General features: G+C 68.4%; 18 protein-coding genes. 15 read left to right on the top strand and 3 right to left on the bottom strand.

What is annotated here, in order from left to right; all coding sequences use genetic code 11:
• Positions 1–88: 88 nt before the first annotated feature.
• Positions 89–1,030: a PD-(D/E)XK nuclease family protein gene (locus tag U9979_RS12175; RefSeq protein WP_416220034.1), complete on the bottom strand. Its 942-nt coding sequence runs from the start codon at positions 1,028–1,030 to the stop codon at positions 89–91.
• Positions 1,031–1,180: 150 nt separating this feature from the next.
• On the opposite strand from U9979_RS12175, the gene U9979_RS12170 reads away from it, so the two are divergent.
• A complete protein-coding gene (locus U9979_RS12170; RefSeq protein ID WP_322755136.1) occupies positions 1,181–2,368 on the top strand; it encodes a site-2 protease family protein in 1,188 nt (395 codons plus the stop codon).
• On the top strand, positions 2,365–3,300 hold the full coding sequence (locus U9979_RS12165) for a tRNA (adenine-N1)-methyltransferase (RefSeq protein WP_322779475.1): 936 nt from the start codon (positions 2,365–2,367) through the stop codon (positions 3,298–3,300). The genes U9979_RS12170 and U9979_RS12165 overlap by 4 nt, the downstream gene beginning before the upstream one ends.
• A gap of 27 nt (positions 3,301–3,327) precedes the next feature.
• Here U9979_RS12165 and U9979_RS12160 read toward each other — a convergent pair whose 3' ends face one another.
• Positions 3,328–3,657, bottom strand: coding sequence for a ferredoxin (locus U9979_RS12160; RefSeq protein WP_416220031.1), 330 nt, complete (start codon positions 3,655–3,657; stop codon positions 3,328–3,330).
• Between the two features lie 120 nt (positions 3,658–3,777).
• Here U9979_RS12160 and arc point away from each other — a divergent pair, with 120 nt between their 5' ends.
• From arc to prcA, 5 genes are all read left to right on the top strand, one after another.
• Positions 3,778–5,583: a proteasome ATPase gene (gene arc / locus U9979_RS12155; protein ID WP_322779473.1), complete on the top strand. Its 1,806-nt coding sequence runs from the start codon at positions 3,778–3,780 to the stop codon at positions 5,581–5,583.
• A gap of 348 nt (positions 5,584–5,931) precedes the next feature.
• Entirely contained in the window at positions 5,932–7,449 is a 1,518-nt protein-coding gene (gene dop, locus U9979_RS12150) for a depupylase/deamidase Dop (RefSeq protein ID WP_416220029.1), read from the top strand.
• 339 nt (positions 7,450–7,788) lie between these two features.
• A complete protein-coding gene (locus U9979_RS12145; protein ID WP_322755140.1) occupies positions 7,789–8,013 on the top strand; it encodes a ubiquitin-like protein Pup in 225 nt (74 codons plus the stop codon).
• Positions 8,014–8,202: 189 nt separating this feature from the next.
• The gene (prcB, locus tag U9979_RS12140) at positions 8,203–8,982 is read left to right on the top strand and encodes a proteasome subunit beta (RefSeq protein ID WP_416220036.1); all 780 of its coding nucleotides are present in this window, start codon (positions 8,203–8,205) and stop codon (positions 8,980–8,982) included.
• Between the two features lies 1 nt (position 8,983).
• Entirely contained in the window at positions 8,984–9,724 is a 741-nt protein-coding gene (gene prcA, locus U9979_RS12135; protein ID WP_322779471.1) for a proteasome subunit alpha, read from the top strand.
• 31 nt (positions 9,725–9,755) lie between these two features.
• On the opposite strand, the gene U9979_RS12130 is transcribed toward prcA, so the two are convergent.
• The gene (locus U9979_RS12130) at positions 9,756–10,529 is read right to left on the bottom strand and encodes a dienelactone hydrolase family protein (RefSeq protein ID WP_322779470.1); all 774 of its coding nucleotides are present in this window, start codon (positions 10,527–10,529) and stop codon (positions 9,756–9,758) included.
• A gap of 115 nt (positions 10,530–10,644) precedes the next feature.
• Between U9979_RS12130 and pafA the strand changes: the two genes are divergently transcribed.
• The 8 genes from pafA to U9979_RS12090 form a co-directional block, all read left to right on the top strand.
• The gene (pafA, locus tag U9979_RS12125; RefSeq protein ID WP_322755154.1) at positions 10,645–12,003 is read left to right on the top strand and encodes a Pup--protein ligase; all 1,359 of its coding nucleotides are present in this window, start codon (positions 10,645–10,647) and stop codon (positions 12,001–12,003) included.
• A gap of 13 nt (positions 12,004–12,016) precedes the next feature.
• A complete protein-coding gene (locus U9979_RS12120) occupies positions 12,017–12,649 on the top strand; it encodes an FKBP-type peptidyl-prolyl cis-trans isomerase (RefSeq protein WP_322779469.1) in 633 nt (210 codons plus the stop codon).
• A 44-nt stretch (positions 12,650–12,693) separates the two neighbouring features.
• Positions 12,694–13,713 (top strand): helix-turn-helix transcriptional regulator, encoded by a 1,020-nt coding sequence (locus tag U9979_RS12115; RefSeq protein ID WP_416220025.1) that lies wholly within the window; start codon positions 12,694–12,696, stop codon positions 13,711–13,713.
• Positions 13,710–14,717 (top strand): WYL domain-containing protein, encoded by a 1,008-nt coding sequence (locus U9979_RS12110; RefSeq protein WP_322779467.1) that lies wholly within the window; start codon positions 13,710–13,712, stop codon positions 14,715–14,717. The genes U9979_RS12115 and U9979_RS12110 overlap by 4 nt, the downstream gene beginning before the upstream one ends.
• 9 nt (positions 14,718–14,726) lie before the next feature.
• Positions 14,727–14,945: a hypothetical protein gene (locus U9979_RS12105; protein WP_322779466.1), complete on the top strand. Its 219-nt coding sequence runs from the start codon at positions 14,727–14,729 to the stop codon at positions 14,943–14,945.
• A 177-nt stretch (positions 14,946–15,122) separates the two neighbouring features.
• Positions 15,123–15,443 carry a Sec-independent protein translocase subunit TatA gene (tatA, locus tag U9979_RS12100; RefSeq protein WP_322779465.1) on the top strand — a complete coding sequence of 107 codons (321 nt, stop codon included), beginning with the start codon at positions 15,123–15,125 and terminating at the stop codon, positions 15,441–15,443.
• 42 nt (positions 15,444–15,485) lie between these two features.
• A complete protein-coding gene (tatC, locus tag U9979_RS12095; RefSeq protein ID WP_322779464.1) occupies positions 15,486–16,487 on the top strand; it encodes a twin-arginine translocase subunit TatC in 1,002 nt (333 codons plus the stop codon).
• A gap of 102 nt (positions 16,488–16,589) precedes the next feature.
• On the top strand, positions 16,590–19,434 hold a 2,845-nt coding region (locus U9979_RS12090), incomplete at its 3' end, for a DEAD/DEAH box helicase (RefSeq protein ID WP_322779463.1).

The raw sequence follows: 19,434 nt of genomic DNA, 5'->3' as shown, positions 1-19,434 counted from the left end.
AATACACCGCACATGTCAGAAGATTCTTCCAACGCAACTTGCGTTAAACCGAGTCGACCCACACCGACACACCGTTGTCACCCGGCTGTCATCCAGCTGCCTCACATACCGGCGGCGCGGGCTCATCAGCCCCCACGCCGGCCGTGCCATCGGGTGCGGGCAGCGGCGGCGGCGTGCCACCGAATGCGGGGCACCGTGCCTTGTGGTCACACCAGTCGCACAGCTTGCTCGGGGTCGCCCGCCAGTCACCCGTGCGATGGGCCCGGTTGATCGCGGACCACAGCGCGTCGATCTTCCGTTCGGTCGCCCGCAGATCCGCCTCATCGGGTACGACCCGTAGCCAGCTGCGATCCCCGAGGTAGTAGAGCCGCAGTTCACGAGGGACCACGCCGCGGATCCGCCAGACCAGGTAGGCGTAGAACTTCATCTGGAACAGCGCCGAGCCTTCGAACGCCGGTCCCGGAGCGCGCCCGGTCTTGTAGTCGACGACCCGCAGCGCCACGCCGTCGGGAGTCCTCGCCTCGTCGAGACGGTCGATGTACCCGCGAAGGCGTACCCCGGATGCGAGCACGTGCTCGACGTAGAGCTCCCGGGCGGCCGGTGCGAGACGCGCCGGATCCTCCAGGCTGAAGTACCCGGCGAGCAGCACCCGGGCCGAATCCATCCATGCCGCCCGCTCGGTGTCGTCCGCGAACAACCCGCTGAGTTCCGGTTCCCGGGCGAGCAGATCGCGCCAGGCCGGTTCCAGCAGCGCTTCGGCCGCGGCCGGCGTGCGCTCGGGAGGCGGATGGTCGAACAGCCGTTCCAGCACCGAGTGGACGACCGTTCCGCGCACCATGGCTGAACTCGGCGGTTCGGGCAGCCGGTCCACCACCCGGAACCGGTAGCGCAGCGGACAGCTCATGAAGTCGCCCGCCCGCGACGGCGAAAGCGAGCCGACGATGCGAATCTCGCCCGCCGGAGACGGAGCCTGCCCAGCGGACGCGGCCTGCCCAGCGGATGTGTCGGCACCTACCACGGATGGCTCCATGGCTTGGGACCATAGGCGGCCGCTCCGACAATCCGGCCACAGCCTTGGAGCTCGGGGTCCCCGGATCGCGGCGGAGCCCCCACCCGACGCCAACCCGATCGAGCGCGATCGCCGGAGCCGCTATCCGGGGGAAGCCGTAGCATCGCAGACATGGCCGATCAGCCTGACCAGGTCCACCGTGAGCGCCCTCCCGTTGCGGGCAGCGGCGGTGAGCAGCCTCGTCGCGCGCCCGGCTTGCTGATCGGGCGGGTCCGCGGCGTGCCGGTATACCTGTCTCCGCTGGCGCTCGTGTTCGCCGTCATCATCTGCTGGCTGTTGATCGGCCCCAATCGCGACCGCCTGCCCGATGTCGCCGACGATCGCCTGTACCTGTTGGCCGCCATCACCGCGGCCGGATTCGTGGCATCCCTGGTCGTCCACGAGCTTGGCCATTGCCTCGTCGCGCTCGGGTTCGGCCTCGGGGTACGGGCGGTGACCGTGCACGGATTCGCCGGGTTCACCGAGATCTCACCCGAACCGCAGACACCCGTGCGCGAATTCCTGGTGGCAGGCGCGGGCCCGGCCATGAACGGCCTGCTCGCGGCCGTGGGCTTCGCCGTGCTGACGGTGGTGGACAGCGGCACGCAGCCCGGTGTCGTGATCCTCGACCTCACCGTGACCAACGTTGCGTTCTGCGTGTTGAATCTCGCGCCCGGGCTGCCCCTGGACGGAGGCCGGCTGGTCGTGGCCGCGGTCTGGGGCGTCACCAAGAACAAGCTCCGGGGCATCCAGGTCGGCGCCTACGGCGGTTTCGTGGTCGCCGGCCTGCTGGCGCTGTGGAGCCTGGTCGCTCCTGGCAGTGACTTCGGCGGTGTCTACCTGCTCGGCATCAGCGCGTTCATCGGTATCGGGGCATATCAACTGTTGCGCCAGGCACAGCTCCGGATGCGCCTGCCAGGGGTGTCCGCCGGTCGGCTCGCGCGCCGCACGCTACCGGTGGAGGCTGCCGTGCCGCTCGCGGCGGCGCTGGCGCAGGCGCGCGAGCTCGGGGCCAGCGCGGTGGCCGTCGTCGACTCCGCCGGGACACCCGTGAAGGTCATGAACGGCTCGGCCGTGGACGCCCTACCCGAACACCGCCGGCCGTGGATGACCGTGGATGAGGTCAGCCGTACGCTCGAACCCGGCATGGTGCTGGCCGCCGAACTGGAAGGCGAAGATCTGTTGGCAGCCGTGCGCAGCACACCCGCGTCCGAGTACCTGGTGACGCAGGACGGACGCCCCGTCGGCGTCCTCGCCATGGTCGACCTGGTCGCCCGCATCGACCCGGCGAGCGCAGCCAGATCGGCGGCCGGAAAGTGAACCGGCCGCCGACCGGCGCGGCACACCGTCGCGGCGAATTCACCAAGGGTGATCGTGTCCAGCTGACCGACCCCAAGGGGCGACGCCACACCGTCCTGCTGGAGCCGGGCCGCCAGTTCCACACCCACGCCGGTGCGATCGAGCACGACGACCTGATCGGCCGCGAGGAGGGCGTGGTCGTGACAAGCACGGGTGGAACACCGTATCTGGCGCTGCGCCCGTTGCTGAGCGACTTCGTCCTGTCGATGCCACGCGGCGCGGCCGTGGTCTATCCCAAGGACGCCGCGCAGATCGTGGCCTATGCCGACCTCTTTCCCGGCGCGCGGGTGCTGGAGGCCGGCGTGGGTTCGGGAGCACTGTCATGCTCGTTGCTGCGGGCTGTCGGCGACACCGGACACCTCGTCTCCTACGAACGGCGGCCCGATTTCGCCGCGATCGCCCAGAAGAACATCGAGACCTTCTTCGGTGGGCCGCATCCCGCCCACACACTGCGGGTGGGCGACCTGGCCGAGGCGGCCGAACGGGACATGGACCGGGTGGTGCTGGACATGCTGGCCCCGTGGGACGTGCTGGACGCGGTGAGCGCCGCGCTGGTGCCCGGCGGGGTCGTCTGCGCCTACGTGGCCACCACCACCCAGCTCGGGCGGGTGGTCGAGGCGCTGCGCGAGTACGGGACGTTCGCCGAACCGGTCGCGTGGGAGTCGATGATGCGCACCTGGCATGTGGACGGCCTGGCCGTACGCCCGGATCATCGGATGGTCGGTCACACCGGTTTCCTGGTGACGGCCCGGCGGCTCGCGGACGGGGTCACCCCGCCGCCACGGCGGCGCCGACCCGCCAAGGGTGCCCGGCCCGAACCGGGCGAGCAGGCGTCCCCGCCGCCCGATTCCGTCGATGTCGCGTCCGTCGATGTCATGCTGTCGGATTCCTGACACGGGACGCACGAGCCGCAGCAGACCTCAGACGCCCGGTCCGGCCTCAAGGGTGCCATCGGGGCGCTGCACGTAGATGCAGGTGCCCGGGCAGTCGTCCGCGGCCGCGACGACGTCGTCAACGAGCGGCAGCGGCACCGGCACCGATTCGCCGGTCTTCGTGCGCAGTTGCCCGTCCGGCCCCTTCACGTAGGCCAGACCGTCAACATCGAACTCGAAGACGGCCGGGGCAAGCTGAACACAGAGCCCGTCCCCGGTACAGGCGTCCTGGTCGATGCGTACCCGCAACGTCGACGCCATCGCTGCTTCGGTGAGATTCGTGGGCGTTGCCACAGAGCTCCGATCTTCTGTCACCATGGCACCGTAACTCGCTGTTTACGGCAAAGCAGGCTCGTAGTCGTCAGACAGGCGTGCCAGCGGCGGTCACAACGGTAGTGTTGGGTGCGTCCCGGTCAGCACGGGGGAGGTGGAGGCGCGGTGTCCGGTCCCCGTTCGGGCTCTGGCTCCGGTGGGAGCTCGGGTCGTCCAGGTGATGGAGATTCACGAGCGTCGGCATACGAGAAGGAAGTGCACGAGCTCACAACTCAGGTCGCCTTCCTCGAGGAGGAGGTGGCCATGTTGCGACGGAGACTCAACGAATCCCCGCGGCAGGTCCGTGCCCTCGAGGAACGATTGGCTGAGACACAGGCGGATCTCGCCGGTGTCAGCGGGCAGAACGACAAGCTCGTGGCCACGCTACGCGAAGCTCGCGATCAGATCATCGCGCTGAAGGAGGAGGTTGACCGACTCGCCCAGCCACCCAGCGGCTATGGGATCTTCATCGGGTCGTACGACGACAGCACCGTCGACGTGTTCACCCAGGGCCGCAAGCTGCGGGTCACGGTGTCGCCGAACGTCAGTGTCGCCGAACTGAGTCCCGGGCAGGAGGTCATGCTCAACGAGGCGCTCAACGTCGTCGACGCACGTGCGTTCGAACGCCACGGTGACATCGTCCTGCTCAAGGAGATCCTGGAAAGCGGCGACCGAGCCCTGGTCATCGGCCACACCGACGAGGAGCGCGTGGTCATGCTCGCCCAGCCCCTGCTGGACGGGCGACTGCGGGCCGGTGACTCACTGCTGGTCGAGACCCGGTCCGGGTACGCCTTCGAGCGCATCCCCAAGTCCGAGGTAGAGGAGTTGGTGCTCGAAGAGGTCCCGGATATCGGCTACGAACAGATCGGTGGCCTCAAGGGTCAGATCGAGTCGATCCGCGATGCCGTCGAACTGCCGTTCCTCTACAAGGACCTCTTCCTCGAACACAAGTTGAAGCCGCCGAAGGGTGTCCTGCTCTACGGCCCGCCCGGGTGCGGCAAGACACTCATCGCCAAGGCGGTGGCCAACTCGCTCGCGAAGAAGGTCGAGGCCCTGACCGGCCAGGGCAGCGGACGGGCCTTCTTCCTGAACATCAAGGGTCCGGAGCTGCTGAACAAGTACGTCGGCGAGACCGAACGGCAGATCCGGTTGGTGTTCCAGCGGGCGCGTGAGAAGGCGTCCGAGGGCATGCCTGTGATCGTGTTCTTCGACGAGATGGACTCGATCTTCCGGACCCGCGGGTCCGGGGTGTCCTCAGATGTCGAGAACACGATCGTCCCACAGCTGCTCAGCGAGATCGACGGCGTCGAACAGCTGGAAAACGTGATCGTGATCGGCGCGTCCAACCGCGAGGACATGATCGACCCGGCGATCCTGCGGCCGGGACGACTGGACGTGAAGATCAAGGTTGAACGTCCCGACGCCGAAGCGGCCAAGGACATCTTCGCCAAGTACGTGACGCCGGACCTCCCCTTGCATCCGGAGGATCTCGCTGAACACGGCAGCAGCCGGGAGGCGACCTGCCAGGGCATGATCCAGCGGGTTGTCGAGCGGATGTACGCCGAGACGGAGGAGAACCGCTTCCTCGAGGTCACCTACGCCAACGGCGACAAGGAAGTCCTGTACTTCAAGGACTTCAACTCCGGTGCGATGATCGAGAATATCGTCGCCCGGGCCAAGAAGATGGCGGTCAAGCAACTCATCGAGGGAGGCGTCAAGGGACTGCGCATGCAGCACCTGCTCAACGCCTGCATCGACGAGTTCAAGGAGAACGAGGACCTGCCCAACACGACCAACCCGGACGACTGGGCACGCATCTCGGGCAAGAAGGGCGAGCGGATCGTCTACATCCGCACGCTCATCACCGGCACCAAGGGCACCGAGGCGGGCCGATCCATCGACACGATCGCCAACACGGGCCAGTACCTGTAATCGATCTTTGCCGTGGAAGTCCGGGCGTTGGCGCGCCCGGGCTGTGCGCCGACGGCGGGGAGGGCGGGGGATGTCCCTGCACCCTCCCCGCCGTCGGCGTTCCCGCGCCCCCCCGATCGCCACTGCGGGTCCCGGGATCTCCGCTGCCGGGCCTTGATGCTGCCGGGCATCGATCCGATCAAAGATCCATCGGGCCGGCCCTAGGGCCCGGACCAGCACAGTTGGCAGTTCGTAGGGTGTTGGAAGCGCACTACTCGGCCTGCTTTCGCAGGATCCGCCGGGCTGCCGTGGGGCGTCACCCATCGGGTCCAGGTCTCGGCGCGGGCTCAAAGCACCTACGCTGAGGGTGTGAGCGTTCGCCGGATCATGGGAGCCGAGACCGAGTACGGCGTGTCGGTGCCCGGTCAGCCAACCACCAACCAGATGCTTGCCTCGTCGTTGGTGGTCAACTCCTACGCCAACCGACAGGCAACCGGCGGCAGCCGGGCTCGGTGGGACTTCGAAGAGGAGTCACCGCTGCGCGACGCGCGTGGCTTCGAGCTTCCTCGCGAGCCCGTGGCCGATCCATCAGCACCCGCCAACGAGGACGACCTGGGGCTTGCCAACGTCATCCTCACCAACGGTGCGCGCCTCTACGTCGACCACGCCCACCCCGAGTACTCCACGCCCGAGGTGACCAACCCTCGCGACGCGGTGCTGTGGGACAAGGCCGGCGAACGGGTGATGGCCGAGGCGGCACGACGGGCGCTGTCGGTGCCGGGCACGATGCCCGTACACCTGTACAAGAACAACACGGACAACAAGGGCGTCTCCTACGGCTGCCACGAGAACTACCTCATGGCCCGCTCCACGCCGTTCGGCAACATCGTCCGCCATCTCATCCCGTTCTTCGTCTCCAGACAGGTCGTGTGCGGCGCCGGGCGGGTCGGCATCGGGGTGGACGGCCGCCAGGCCGGTTTCCAGCTCAGCCAGCGGGCCGACTTCTTCGAGGTCGAGGTCGGGTTGGAGACAACCCTCAAGCGCCCGATCATCAACACCCGGGACGAGCCGCACGCGGATCCGGAGAAGTACCGCCGCCTCCACGTGATCATCGGCGACGCGAACATGAGCGAGATCTCGACCTATCTCAAGATCGGGACCACCTCTCTCGTCCTCGCGATGATCGAGGACTCCTGGCTCGACGTCGACCTGACCGTCGACAATCCCGTGACCGGCCTGCGTGCGGTCTCCCACGACCCGTCCCTGCGCCACCTGCTGACGCTCGGGGACGGCCGGAAGATGACCGCCGTCCAGCTGCAGATGGAGTATCTGGAGCAGGCCCGCAAGTACGTCGAGGACCGCTTCGGCACCGATCTGGACGCCCAGACCGCGGATGTGCTGGCGCGCTGGGAGTCGGTCCTGGTGCGCCTTGAGGATGACCCGATGAACTGCTCCCGGGAGCTGGACTGGGTCGCCAAGCTCGCCATCCTGGAGGGCTACCGAGCCCGTGACGGCATCGGTTGGGACGCTCCCCGTCTCCAGCTGGTCGACCTGCAGTACTCCGACGTACGGCCCGACAAGGGCCTCTACAACCGCTTGGCGGCCCGCGGGCGGGTCGACGTGCTGCTCGACGAGGCCGAGATCGTCCGCGCCATGACCGAGCCCCCGCACGACACCCGGGCGTTCTTCCGCGGCCGGTGCCTGGCGCTGTACCCCCAGCAGGTCGCCGCCGCGTCGTGGGACTCGGTCATCTTCGATGTCGGGCGTGACTCCCTGCAACGGGTACCCACCTTGGAGCCACTGCGGGGAACCCGGGCGCATGTCGGTGAGCTGCTGGCGCGCTGCCCGACCGCCTTGGACCTCGTGGACGCGCTCGCCAAGGGCTAGGGCCTTCTAGGGCCTTCTAGGGCCGGTTCGAGGGCCGGTCCGGCGGATCTTCGATCGCATCACCCCCCACGCCCCGCGGCGGACACCGCTCGCCGCAACCCTCGGCCGGGGGGGATTGCGCTGGTGCGGGGGCGCGGGCGGTGACCATGGGCGTGTTGCGCCGTGGGCGGACGTCGCGACGGGCGGCCCGGATCGTGATGAAGTGGGGCTCTCACGCGGCCCCGCACTCTCGCCACCGCTTACCGCCACCGCCATGGTGCGGTCGGCGGCGGCGGTAAGCGGTTCAGGATGTCGGAGCCCGGGGATAGTGTCGCTCCATCACGATCGAAGGAGGGTCTCATGGCTACCAAGGACACTGGCGGGGGTCAGCAGCGCTCGGGACGTCGGACGGACCAGACCGACGAGGTCGAGGTCGAGGTCGAGGAGTCCAGCGCCAGCGACCTCAAGGAACGGCACGAGAAGCTGTCCGAGGACGTCGATTCCCTGCTCGACGAGATCGACGACGTACTCGAGGAGAACGCCGAGGAGTTCGTGAAGGGCTACGTACAAAAAGGGGGGGAGTAGGCAGCTCTTCTTGAATGATCGGTAACCTCACCGACGACCAGCAGGTAGGCCGAAGGCATATGCGATCATGGTTCTTCGCGCGCGCCCGGAGGCCCCAGACAGCCTCGTGCTGGCCCGAACAATCGACTATCTGAAGGGGGATTTGTGGCTGATCCAGCGGGAGCCGCGGGGCGTCTACCGTCTGTGTTCATGACACCGGGAACGTCGTCGTTCACCGAGTTCCTGGCCACGGCCGCACCCAATCTGCTACCGGGCGCGCGCGAGCGGCTGCCGGTCGCAGTCACCGAGGTGACCCACGGCACGACGATCGTGGCGGTGGCGTTTCCCGGCGGCGTGATCATGGCCGGTGACCGCCGCGCGACCATGGGGAACGTGATCGCACAACGCGACGTCGAGAAGGTGTTCCACGCCGACGAGTACTCCTGCGTCGGGTACGCGGGCACGGCCGGGATCGGCGCGGACCTCATCCGCCTGTACCAGGTCGAGCTCGAGCACTACGAGAAGATCGAGGGTTCCACTCTCAGCCTGGATGCCAAGGCCAACCGCCTGTCATTCATGATCAAAAATAATCTCGGCATGGCTCTGCAGGGGCTCGCGGTCGTCCCGCTGTATGCCGGCTACGACCTCGACGCCGGCAAGGGACGGATCTTCTCCTACGACATCACCGGTTCCAGGGCCGAGGACAGTTCCTTCCAGGCGATCGGTTCCGGCTCGGTCTTCGCCCGCGGTGCGCTCAAGAAACTCGTCCGGGCCGACCTGACCCCGGAGGCGGCCGTGCGGGTGTGCATCGAGGCGCTCTACGACGCCGCCGACGACGACTCCGCGACCGGCGGCCCCGACCTCATCCGCCGGCTCTACCCGGTGGTCGCCTCGGTGACCGCAGACGGCTTCCGCCGCTTCCCCGACGACGAGGTGGGCGCTGTCGTCGAGGCCGTCGTCGCCGACCGCATGACGAACCCGGGAGGCTGACATGACCATGCCCTTCGGCTATGCCAGCCCGGAACAACTGGTCCGGGACAAGTCCGAGTACGCCCGTAAGGGCATCGCCCGCGGCCGTAGTGTCGTGGTGCTGACCTATACCGACGGCATCCTGTTCGTGGCCGAGAATCCCTCGTCGACCCTCCACAAGATCAGTGAGATCTACGATCGGATCGCGTTCGCCGCGGTCGGCAAGTACAACGAGTTCGAGAACCTGCGGACCGCGGGTGTGCGCATGATGGACGTCCGCGGCTACATGTACGACCGTCGCGACGTGACCGGGCGGGCGCTGGCCAACTGGTACGCCCAGACACTGGGCACCTTGTTCACCGACAGCATCAAACCGTACGAGGTGGAGATCGTCGTCGCGGAGGTCGGCGCGGCGGCCGGGAACGATCAGATCTACCGGCTCACCTACGACGGGTCAATCGCGGACGAACGTGGGTTCGTGGCCATCGGCGGGCAGTCCGAACAAGTCAATGCCTCGCTGAAGGAACACCACACCGACGGGCAGCCGCTCGCCACCGCACTGCGGGTGGCCGCGAATGCGCTGCGAGCCGGCACGCCCGCGGGTGGTAACGGCGACCGCACCCTGTCGTCGGCGAACCTTGAGGTGGCCATGCTCGACCGCACCCGCAACCGCCGGCTGTTCAAGCGCATCTCCGGCGCGCAACTCGACGTCCTGCTCGCCGAAACCGCAGACGAGAACGAGGACAACCAGGACGACCAGTAGGGACACTCATCTGAGGCGTGCCGCAGTCCTGTCATCCGACCCCGGCGGGGCTGCGGCGAAGCCAATCCAGTGTCCTGTTCCAAGCGTCCTGCGCCGCCTCGGGTCGGTGGACCGCAGCCCGGTCGTGGCTGTGGAAGGCGTGCCCGGCGCCGGGGTAGCTGATCAGCATGGTCGGTACCGCCGCCGTCGTGGCCGCCGCCCGCAATGCCTCGATCTCCGCCTGGCTGATCAGCGCGTCGTCCACGCCGTAGAGGCCGAGCCAGGGCGTACGCAACGAGGGTGCGATGTCCAGCAATGGTGCGACGCCGTCCCAGTACGGCGTACTCACGCCGCCGCCGTAGAACGAAACGGCCGCGCCCATGGCGTGCCGGGTCGCGGTCAACAGCGCCACCGTCCCACCCATGCAGAAGCCGATCACTGCTGTCCGCTCGGGGCCGAAGCCGTTGTCCGCGAGGTGGGCCAGGCATGCGTCGGTGTCCGCCATGATGCCCGGACCGGTCAGGGTGCCCATCTGCGTGCCCGCGCTGGGCCAACCACCGGTCGGGTCGACCTCGGCGATGCCGTCCCGGTGGTAGAGATGCGGCGCGACGGCGAGCCAGCCGGCCTGCGCCAGCAATTCGCAGACCGAGGTGAGGTAAGGCGTGATGCCCCGGGCGTCGTGAACCACGATGACGCCGCCGTCCGGCGGGTCGTCCGCGGCCGGCGCGACCACGGTCGCCGTAGCGACGCCACCCACCGTCGTCACGGTCCGCAACTGGCCGGTGTTCGGCTGGTTGGTGTCCAACTGGTTGGTCTCCAACGTCATGGCCGCCATCCTGCCCGCGGCCGGCCCATTCGAACATACCGCCGCCACCGCGACGAACGTGCCGGTGCGGGCGTCCGGCCACACCGTGGCGCGCACGAAGCATAGGGTCGTCGGTGTGGATCGCCGCATCTTCGGCCTTGAGAACGAGTACGGCGTCACCTGTGTCTTTCGTGGGCAGCGCAGGCTGTCACCGGACGAGGTGGCGCGGTACCTGTTCCGACGTGTCGTGTCCTGGGGTCGCAGCAGCAACGTCTTCCTGAAGAACGGCGCCCGGCTCTATCTCGACGTCGGCAGCCATCCCGAGTACGCCACCCCCGAGTGCGACTCCGTTCCCGATCTCGTCACCCATGACAAGGCCGGCGAGCGCATCCTGGAGGGGCTGCTGGTCGAGGCGGAACGACGACTGCGCGAGGAGGGCATCGCCGGGGACATCCACCTGTTCAAGAACAACACCGACTCCGCCGGGAACAGCTACGGTTGCCATGAGAACTACCTCGTGGGCCGACACGGCGAGTTCAGCCGGCTCGCGGACGTCCTGGTGCCGTTCCTGGTGAGCAGGCAGGTCCTGTGCGGGGCGGGCAAGGTGCTCCAGACCCCCCGCGGCGCGGTCTACTGCGTCTCACAGCGCGCGGAACACATCTGGGAGTCGGTGTCGTCGGCGACGACCAGATCCCGTCCGATCATCAACACCCGGGACGAACCGCACGCGGACGCCGAACGGTTCCGGCGCCTACACGTGATCGTCGGCGACTCCAACATGAGCGAGACCACCACCCTGCTCAAGATCGGCTCGACCGACCTCGTCCTGCGCATGATCGAGGCGGGCGTGGTGCTGCGGGACATGTCCCTGGAAAACCCGATCCGGGCGATCCGGGAGGTCAGCCACGACATGACCTGCCAGCGCAAGATCAAACTGGCCAACGGTCGTGAAGCCAGCGCTCTGGAGATCCAGCGTGAGTACTTCGGCAAGGCGGTCGAGTTCGTCGAGCGCCGCGGCGGGGACGCGGTCGCCAAACGTGTTCTGGACCTGTGGGGCCGGACACTTCTCGCGATCGAGACCGACGACCTGGAGCTGGTCGCCCGCGAGATCGACTGGGTGACGAAGTACGTGCTGATCGACCGGTTCCGTCATCGGCACGGTCTGTCCCTGGCCTCGCCACGGATCGCCGAGTTGGACCTGAAATACCACGACATCCATCGCCAGCGCGGCCTGTACTACCGGATGGAGCGGGCCGGGCTGGTGGAGCGGGTCAGTCGTGACCTTGACATTTTCGAGGCGAAGTCCATCCCGCCGCAGACCACCCGGGCGCGGCTGCGTGGTGAGTTCATCAAGCGGGCTCAGGAAAAACGGCGTGACTTCACGGTCGACTGGGTGCATCTCAAACTCAACGACCAGGCTCAGCGCACGGTGCTGTGCAAGGATCCCTTCCGTTCCGTCGACGACCGAGTCGACAAGCTCATCGCCAGTATGTGAGGACCACCTACCTGTGACCGACCTTCGCCGCCCCACCCGGGGCGTCTGTCTCTCCACTGCGCAGGCCGCCGGCCGCGCGAGAAAAGCGATCATCGCGCCGGCCGCGGCCAGATGCCTGTCCGCTGCGCTCTCAGCGGTCCTGCTGGCCGCCGCACTCGCCGCCTGCAGCACGTCGACCGCGCCGGACGGGACCAAAGCCGCGCCCGTACGGGTGGCGGACACCCTCAGCGCCGGCCTGCCCGCGGTCACCGGCGCGACCGATCTCAAGGCCAAGCCGACGATCGCGGCTGGCTCCGGCACGCCTGCGGCCACGCTGGTCACCAGAGACCTCGTGGTCGGTACCGGTGCGGCTGCCTCCGCGCAGAGCACCGTGTCGGTGCAGTACGTGGGCACGCTGTGGACCACCGGCGACGAATTCGACTCCAGCTGGAGCCGCGGACAGGCCGCGATCTTCCCACTCAACGGTGTCATCCCCGGTTTCCAACAGGGCATCGCCGGCATGAAGATCGGCGGCCGCCGGGAGATCGTGATCCCGCCCAGCCTCGGCTACGGCGCCACCGCGCAGGGACCGATCCCCGCCAGCTCGACCCTCGTCTTCGTCGTGGACCTCGTCGGGCTGACGGCGACACAGGCGACGACCCGCTGACACCCCCCGAACAACGTCCGGCGCCGACCACTTAGCCTCGTACGGTGTCCCGTCGGCGGTTGGAACGGCTGCTGAACCTGACGATGTGCCTGATGGCAACATCGCGGTTTCTCACCGTCGCTGAAATCGGCGAGCTCGTGGACGGTTTCGCCCCGGGTGAATCCGCGGACGAGCAAGAGGCGTTTCGCCGGATGTTCGAACGGGACAAGCAGTACCTGCGCGACATCGGCATCCCACTGGAGACCGGAACGAACTCGTTCTTCAGCGACGATGTCGGGTACCGCATCCGGCGCAGCGACTACGCACTGCCGGAGATCTCCCTCGACCCGGATGAGGCGGCCGCTCTCGGACTCGCCGCCCGGCTGTGGTCGAGCACGTCGCTTGCGGCCGCGAGCGCGAGCGCGCTGCTCAAACTCGCGGCCGGGGGGACCCGTACGCTCCCCGGCCCGGATGGTCTGGAACCCCGCGTCGGCACGACCGAACCGGCGTTCGCACCATGCCTCGCCGCGGTCCAGGCAGGGCAGGCGATCTGCTTTCCCTACCGCAAGCCGACCGAGACCGGTTCGAGCGAACGCCGGGTCGAGCCGTGGGGAGTGGTGTCCTGGCGGGGACGCTGGTATCTGGCCGGCCATGACCGGGATCGGGCCGCGGCCCGGGTGTTCCGGCTGTCCAGGGTGACCGGCACGGTGCGCCCGGTCGGGCCGCCCGGGGTGGTTCGGATGCCCGACACCGTCGACCTGCGGGCGCTGGTGTCGGCGTCCGCGCCACCGGAGCAAATCCGCACCGCCGTGCTACGGATACGGCCGGGGACCGGCCACGCGTTGCGCCGCCACGCCCGCGCGCTGTCCCCCGTGGCCGGGGCGGATGCGGACACCGACGGGATGGACATCGTGGAGATCGACTACTCCGATACCGAGCGCCTGGCCCGCTGGGTGGTGGGGTACGGCGATGACGTGCTGGTGGTTCGACCACGACAGCTGCGCGACGAGGTGGTGCGCCGGTTGGCCGACGCGGCCCGGATCCACGCCGTACCGGGGACGGGGACGGGGACGGGGACATCGTGAACACGCCCACGAACGCATCCACGACATCCACGACATCCACGACCGATCGACTGAGCCGGCTGCTCGCTCTGGTGCCATGGCTGCGGGCGCACCCGGGTGTCAGCCTCGGGGAGGCCGCCACGACCTTCGGGATCACTGTGCGACAGCTCCGGGACGATCTCGATCTGCTGTTCGTCTGCGGCGTGCCCGGCGGTGCGCCCGGTGACCTCATCGACCTGAGCTACTCCGCCGACGGGGTCACCGTGCTCGATCCGCAGACCCTTGACCGGCCACTGCGGCTGTCGGCGGACGAGGCCATGGCGCTGGTCGTCGCGGCCCGCACACTCGCCGAGGTTCCCGGGCTGGCTGCCCGCGACGCCCTCGACCGTGCGGTGGCGAAACTGGAGAAGGCGGTCGGCGCCCTGCCAGCCGACCGGGTCCGGGTCGAACTCGACGCCCAGGACGAGGTCCTGCGCGTCGTCCAGGACGCCGTCACCCGCAAGCGGCGGCTGCACCTTCGGTACCTGGTCTGGTCCCGCGACGAAATGACCGAGCGTGATGTCGATCCGATGCGGGTCCTGGCCCGGGACGGCCGCTGGTACCTGGAGGGCTGGTGCCATCGGTCGAAGGCGGTCCGGATGTTCCGACTTGACCGGATAGACGGTTCCCACGGGGTCACTGTTCTGGACATCCCGGCCGCGCCCCCGCCCGAGGCGACACCGCGCGAGAGCGCCGAGAGCCTCTACCAACCCGGACCGTACGACCGTCGGGCCGTGCTCAGGTTGCATCCAGGGGCCCGGTGGGTCGCCGACTACTACCCGGTCGAGTCCCAGCGGGAGCTTGACGCCGGGTACCTGCTGGTCGAGCTGCGAGTGTCGGAGACAGGCTGGCTGCGCAGACTGGTACTGGGTCTTGGGGACCAGGCGCGGCTGGTGGAACCGGCGGAGCTGGCGACCGAGATCCACGATGTCGCCGTCCGGGCTCTGGCGGCCTACGGCATTCGACCCCGACCGACAGCGGAGTAGGTTGATCGCGTGCTCTGGCTGCTCATCGACTGTGGTCTCATCCTGTTGACGTTCGTTGCGCTCGGTGCGTTGGCGTACCGCCTGTTCGGTCGGGTACGCCTGGTCAACGCCGAGGTCGCACAGCTGCAGAACCGACTGTCCGGCCTCGCCGAGGAGACGGCGGCATTGACTGCGCGGCTCGACGCCGCCGAGGTCACCGCGAAACTCAGCGAGCGGGTATCGGCCTGATCAGCCATGCCGTGCGGGCCGGCCACCAGCCGACAGGTCCTGGTTATGAGCCCGTCATGTGCGCAACATCGGGCCGTTGTCTGACGAGGCCACGCTAGCCGACGTAGCATCAAGCCGACGTAGCATCAAGCGCGCGCCGGTCGTCGGGACCGGACATCGAAGCGAAGGACGCATGCCATGGCCAATCTCGGTACCCCCGAGCTTCTGATCATCGCGTTTGTTGTCATCCTGCTGTTCGGAACCAAGAAGCTGCCCGACGCGGCCCGCTCCGTCGGACGGTCCCTGCGCATCTTCAAGGCCGAGACCAAGGGTCTGACCCAGGACGACCAGACCACCGCCGCGCAGCCGGAGGCCCAGCCGCAGGCTGCACCTGCGCCACGTCCGATCGAGTCCGGCCAGACCGTCGTGGCTCCGCAGTCGGCCCAGCAGCCGGCAGCGGGTGTCGCCTCGTCGGCCAACGGCCAGGCCGTCACGGCGGGCGACGTCTCCAAGCACTGACACATCCACCGACCTCTCGTCCAGGAGCAGGAGTCGCCGCCCGTGCCCCGGTTGCCCACACCGCGGCGGATGGTACAGGCGGTGCAGTTCCGCCGTACCAGGACCGTCGAAGACAGCCGGATGTCGCTCACTGAGCACCTTCGGGAGCTGCGCGACCGGCTGGCAAAGGCACTGATCGCGCTCACCATCGCCACCGTCGTCGGCTTCGTCTTCGAGCCGCGCATCTTCGACATCCTCAAGGAGCCGTACTGCGCGTTGCCGGCAAAATCCCGCGCCGGCGGCGGAGAGTGCCAGTTGTTCTTCTTCGGCATCCTCGACGCCTTCATGATCCGGTTGAAGATTTCGATGATCGCCGGGGCCGTGGTTTCGGCCCCGATCTGGCTCTACCAGTTGTGGTCGTTCATCACGCCCGGCCTGCACCGAAACGAGCGGCGCTGGTCGCTGGCATTCGTCGGCGCTTCCCTGGGACTGTTCACCTTCGGCGGCTACCTCGCCTATCTGACGCTGAGCAAGGGCCTCCAACTCCTGCTCGGTTTCGGCGGGGACGGCCTGGTCAGCCTGCTTGACGTCAACAAATACCTCAGCTACGTCATCGCCATGCTGCTCGTCTTCGGACTGTCGTTCGAGCTGCCGCTCCTGGTCGGGATGCTGAACCTCGCCGGTATGGTCAGTACGGACAAGCTGCGCTCGTGGCGGCGTCCCGAGATCTTCCTCGTGTTCGTGTTCGCCGCCGTGGTCACGCCGAGCCAGGACCCGTTCACGATGATCGCTCTCGGCCTGCCGATGTGCCTGTTGTACGAGGTCGTGCTCATCATCGGTTGGCTCAATGACCGGCGTAAGGCGCGCCGTGACGACGCCTCTCCGTACGCCGACCTCGACGACGACGAGACCTCACCGCTCGGGCTTGACGACCTGCCGCCGTCCGAGGATCTTTCGGACGACCGACTGCTGCCGGTCGAGCGCTCCAGCATCGGTGATCCGGTGGGAACGGGCGTGGGCGCCGGCGGCACGCCGTCGAACGCGGCCCACCTCGACGTCACCTGACCATCTCTGCCTCCGGAGAACGCCGGGCCGGCGGTCCCGTACGCTGACGAAGTGTCCACCGCGCCCGCGGGCTCCCCAGGCCCCGAGGCCTTGCCGCAGGCTATGCCCAGCGCCTTGGCCGACTTTCTGGGCGGGTATCCGTTCGGCCTCGACCCTTTTCAGCGTGAAGCCTGCGGAGCCCTCGAAGCCGGAGAGGGCGTCCTGGTTGCGGCTCCCACCGGTGCCGGTAAGACGATCGTCGGCGAGTTCGCGGCCCACCTCGCGCTCGCCCGGGGCCAACGCTGCTTCTACACCACACCGATCAAGGCATTGTCGAACCAGAAGTACACCGACTTCGTCGCCCGCCACGGAAGCGACGCGGTCGGCCTCCTGACCGGCGACACCTCCCGCAATCCGGATGCACCGGTGGTCGTCATGACCACCGAGGTCCTACGGAACATGCTCTATGCCGAGCCGACCGGCCGTGACCGGCTCGGCCGGCTCGCCTTCGTCGTGATGGACGAGGTCCACTACCTCGCCGATCGCCAGCGCGGGGCCGTGTGGGAAGAAGTGATCATCCATCTTCCCCAGCGGGTCCAGCTGGTGTCGTTGTCTGCAACCGTGAGCAACGCCGAGGAGTTCGCCGACTGGTTGGTGACGGTGCGCGGGCACACCCGGGTCGTGGTCAGCGAGCACCGTCCGGTGCCCCTGTGGCAGCACGTCCTGGCTGACCGGGAGATGCACGACCTGTTCGTCAACGGTGGTCCGCTGTCCGTGGACGACGTGCTGCACGCCCGGGACGACGCCCGGGACGACGCCCGGGACGACGCCCGGGACGACGCGCGGGAGGAGAGACGGGACGCGGCACGGGACAGCCCCACAGGCGGGCCGTCGATGCAATCGGCGACCCGATGGCGGATCAACCCGGACCTGGTGCGCCTGGCCCGGGAGGAGGGCCGCCGTCCCGACGTACCACGCGGCCGGCCCGGTGGCGGCCCGGGTCGCGGCACAGCGGGCACGCCACCGCAGCGCCGCGTCTGGGCTCCGAGCCGGCCTGATGTCATCAAGCAGCTGGACCGGTCCGGGCTGCTCCCGGCGATTACCTTCGTGTTCAGTCGCGCGGGCTGCGATGCCGCGGTCGCCGCCTGTGTGCGTGCCGGCCTGACACTGACATCCCTGGATGAGCGGGACGCCATCCGCCAGCAGGTGCGGTCACGTACGGCGAGCATCCCCTCGGATGATCTGCGCATCCTCGGCTACTGGGAGTGGTTGGAAGGCTTGGAACGCGGGATCGCCGCGCACCACGCCGGAATGCTGCCCACCTTCAAGGAGGTCGTCGAGGACCTGTTCGTCCGCGGCCTGGTACGCGCCGTGTTCGCCACCGAAACCCTCGCCCTCGGGATCAACATGCCGGCACGCACGGTCGTGCTGGAACGTCTCAGCAAGTTCAACGGCGAAACCCGCGCCGACATCACCCCGGGGGAGTACACCCAGCTCACCGGGCGAGCCGGCCGCCGGGGGATCGATGTCGAGGGACATGCGGTCGTGCTGTGGCAGCCCGGTTTCGACCCGGTCGCGCTCGCCGGGCTGGCGTCGACCCGTACGTATCCACTGCGGTCGTCGTTTCGCCCGTCGTACAACATGGCGGTCAATCTCGTCGGGCGGCTCGGACGGACCGAGGCCCGCAGCGTGCTTGAGTCGTCCTTTGCGCAGTTCCAGGCCGACCGCGCGGTCGTCGGTCTGGCCCGTCAGGTCCGCCGCAACGACGGCGCGCTCGACGAACTGGCCGCCGGCATGGCGTGTACGCAGGGTTCGGTGGAGCGGTACGCGGCTCTCCGTGAGGAGATCAAAGCCCGTGAGGCGTCGCTGTCACGGGAGGGCAGTGCGCGGCGTCGTGCCGAGGCGGTCGAGTCACTGAACCGGCTGCGTGTCGGCGATGTCGTGCGTGTCCCGGCGGGCCGCCGCAGCGGGCTGGCGGTTGTGCTCGACCCGGGGGTCGGAGGCGCAAACGGCGACCCCCGCCCGGTCGTCCTCACGGTCGACCGGCAGGTCCGCCGGCTGTCGCTGCTCGACTTTCCCACGGCGGTGGAGGCGCTGGCGCGGGTACGGGTCCCCAAGACGTTCAATCCGCGCTCGCCGCAGTCCCGACGTGACCTCGCCTCGTCCCTACACAACGTCGAGATCCCACCTGAGGTGGGACGCCGCGCGCGGACCCGGGCCGCCGCCGCTGACGACGCGGACCTCGCCCGGCTGCGCCGTGAGCTGCGGGTCCATCCGGTGCACGGTTGCCCGGACAGAGAAGCGCACCTGCGTGTGATCGACCGCCACGCGAAGCTCCGCCGGGAGACCGACGTCCTGCAGCGGCGGATCTCCGACCGCACGAACACCGTCGCGAAAATCTTCGACCGGGTGTGTGCCTCCCTGGAAGCCCTGGGCTACCTGCGCGGCGACGCCGTCACCAGCACCGGCCGCGTGCTGGGCCGTATCTACACCGATCAGGACCTGCTGGTCGCGGAATGCCTGCGTGCCGGCGTTTGGGACGACCTGTCGCCCGCCGCGCTCGCCGCGGCCGTGTCAACCCTGGTCTACGAACCTCGCGGCGAGGACGCGGCCACGCCGAAGATCCCCGGTGATCCGGCGCTGCGGGAGGCGCTGGCCGCGACGACCCGCCTCGCCGGCCGGCTACGTGATGTCGAGGCCGAGCACCAGCTCGACTTTCTGCGCCTGCCCGAGCCCGGATTCGTCTGGGTCTCGTTCGGCTGGGCGTCCGGGTTGTCGCTGGCGAAGGTCCTCACCGAGTCCGGGCTGGAAGTCACCGCCGGGGACTTCGTCCGCTGGATGCGCCAGCTCATCGACCTGCTCGATCAGATCGCCCAGGTCGCGCCGGAGGGCTCGCACGTGCGGCACACCGCGCACGGCGCGCTCGACGCCGTGCGCCGCGGGGTTGTCGCCTACTCCATCTCCCTGT

The sequence above is a fragment of the Protofrankia sp. Cas4 genome, assembly GCF_963555915.1.
Taxonomy (GTDB): Bacteria; Actinomycetota; Actinomycetes; order Frankiales; family Frankiaceae; genus Protofrankia.
The sequence above is the reverse complement of the archived record's forward strand: the minus strand, read 5'-3'. Positions and strand labels throughout refer to the sequence as shown.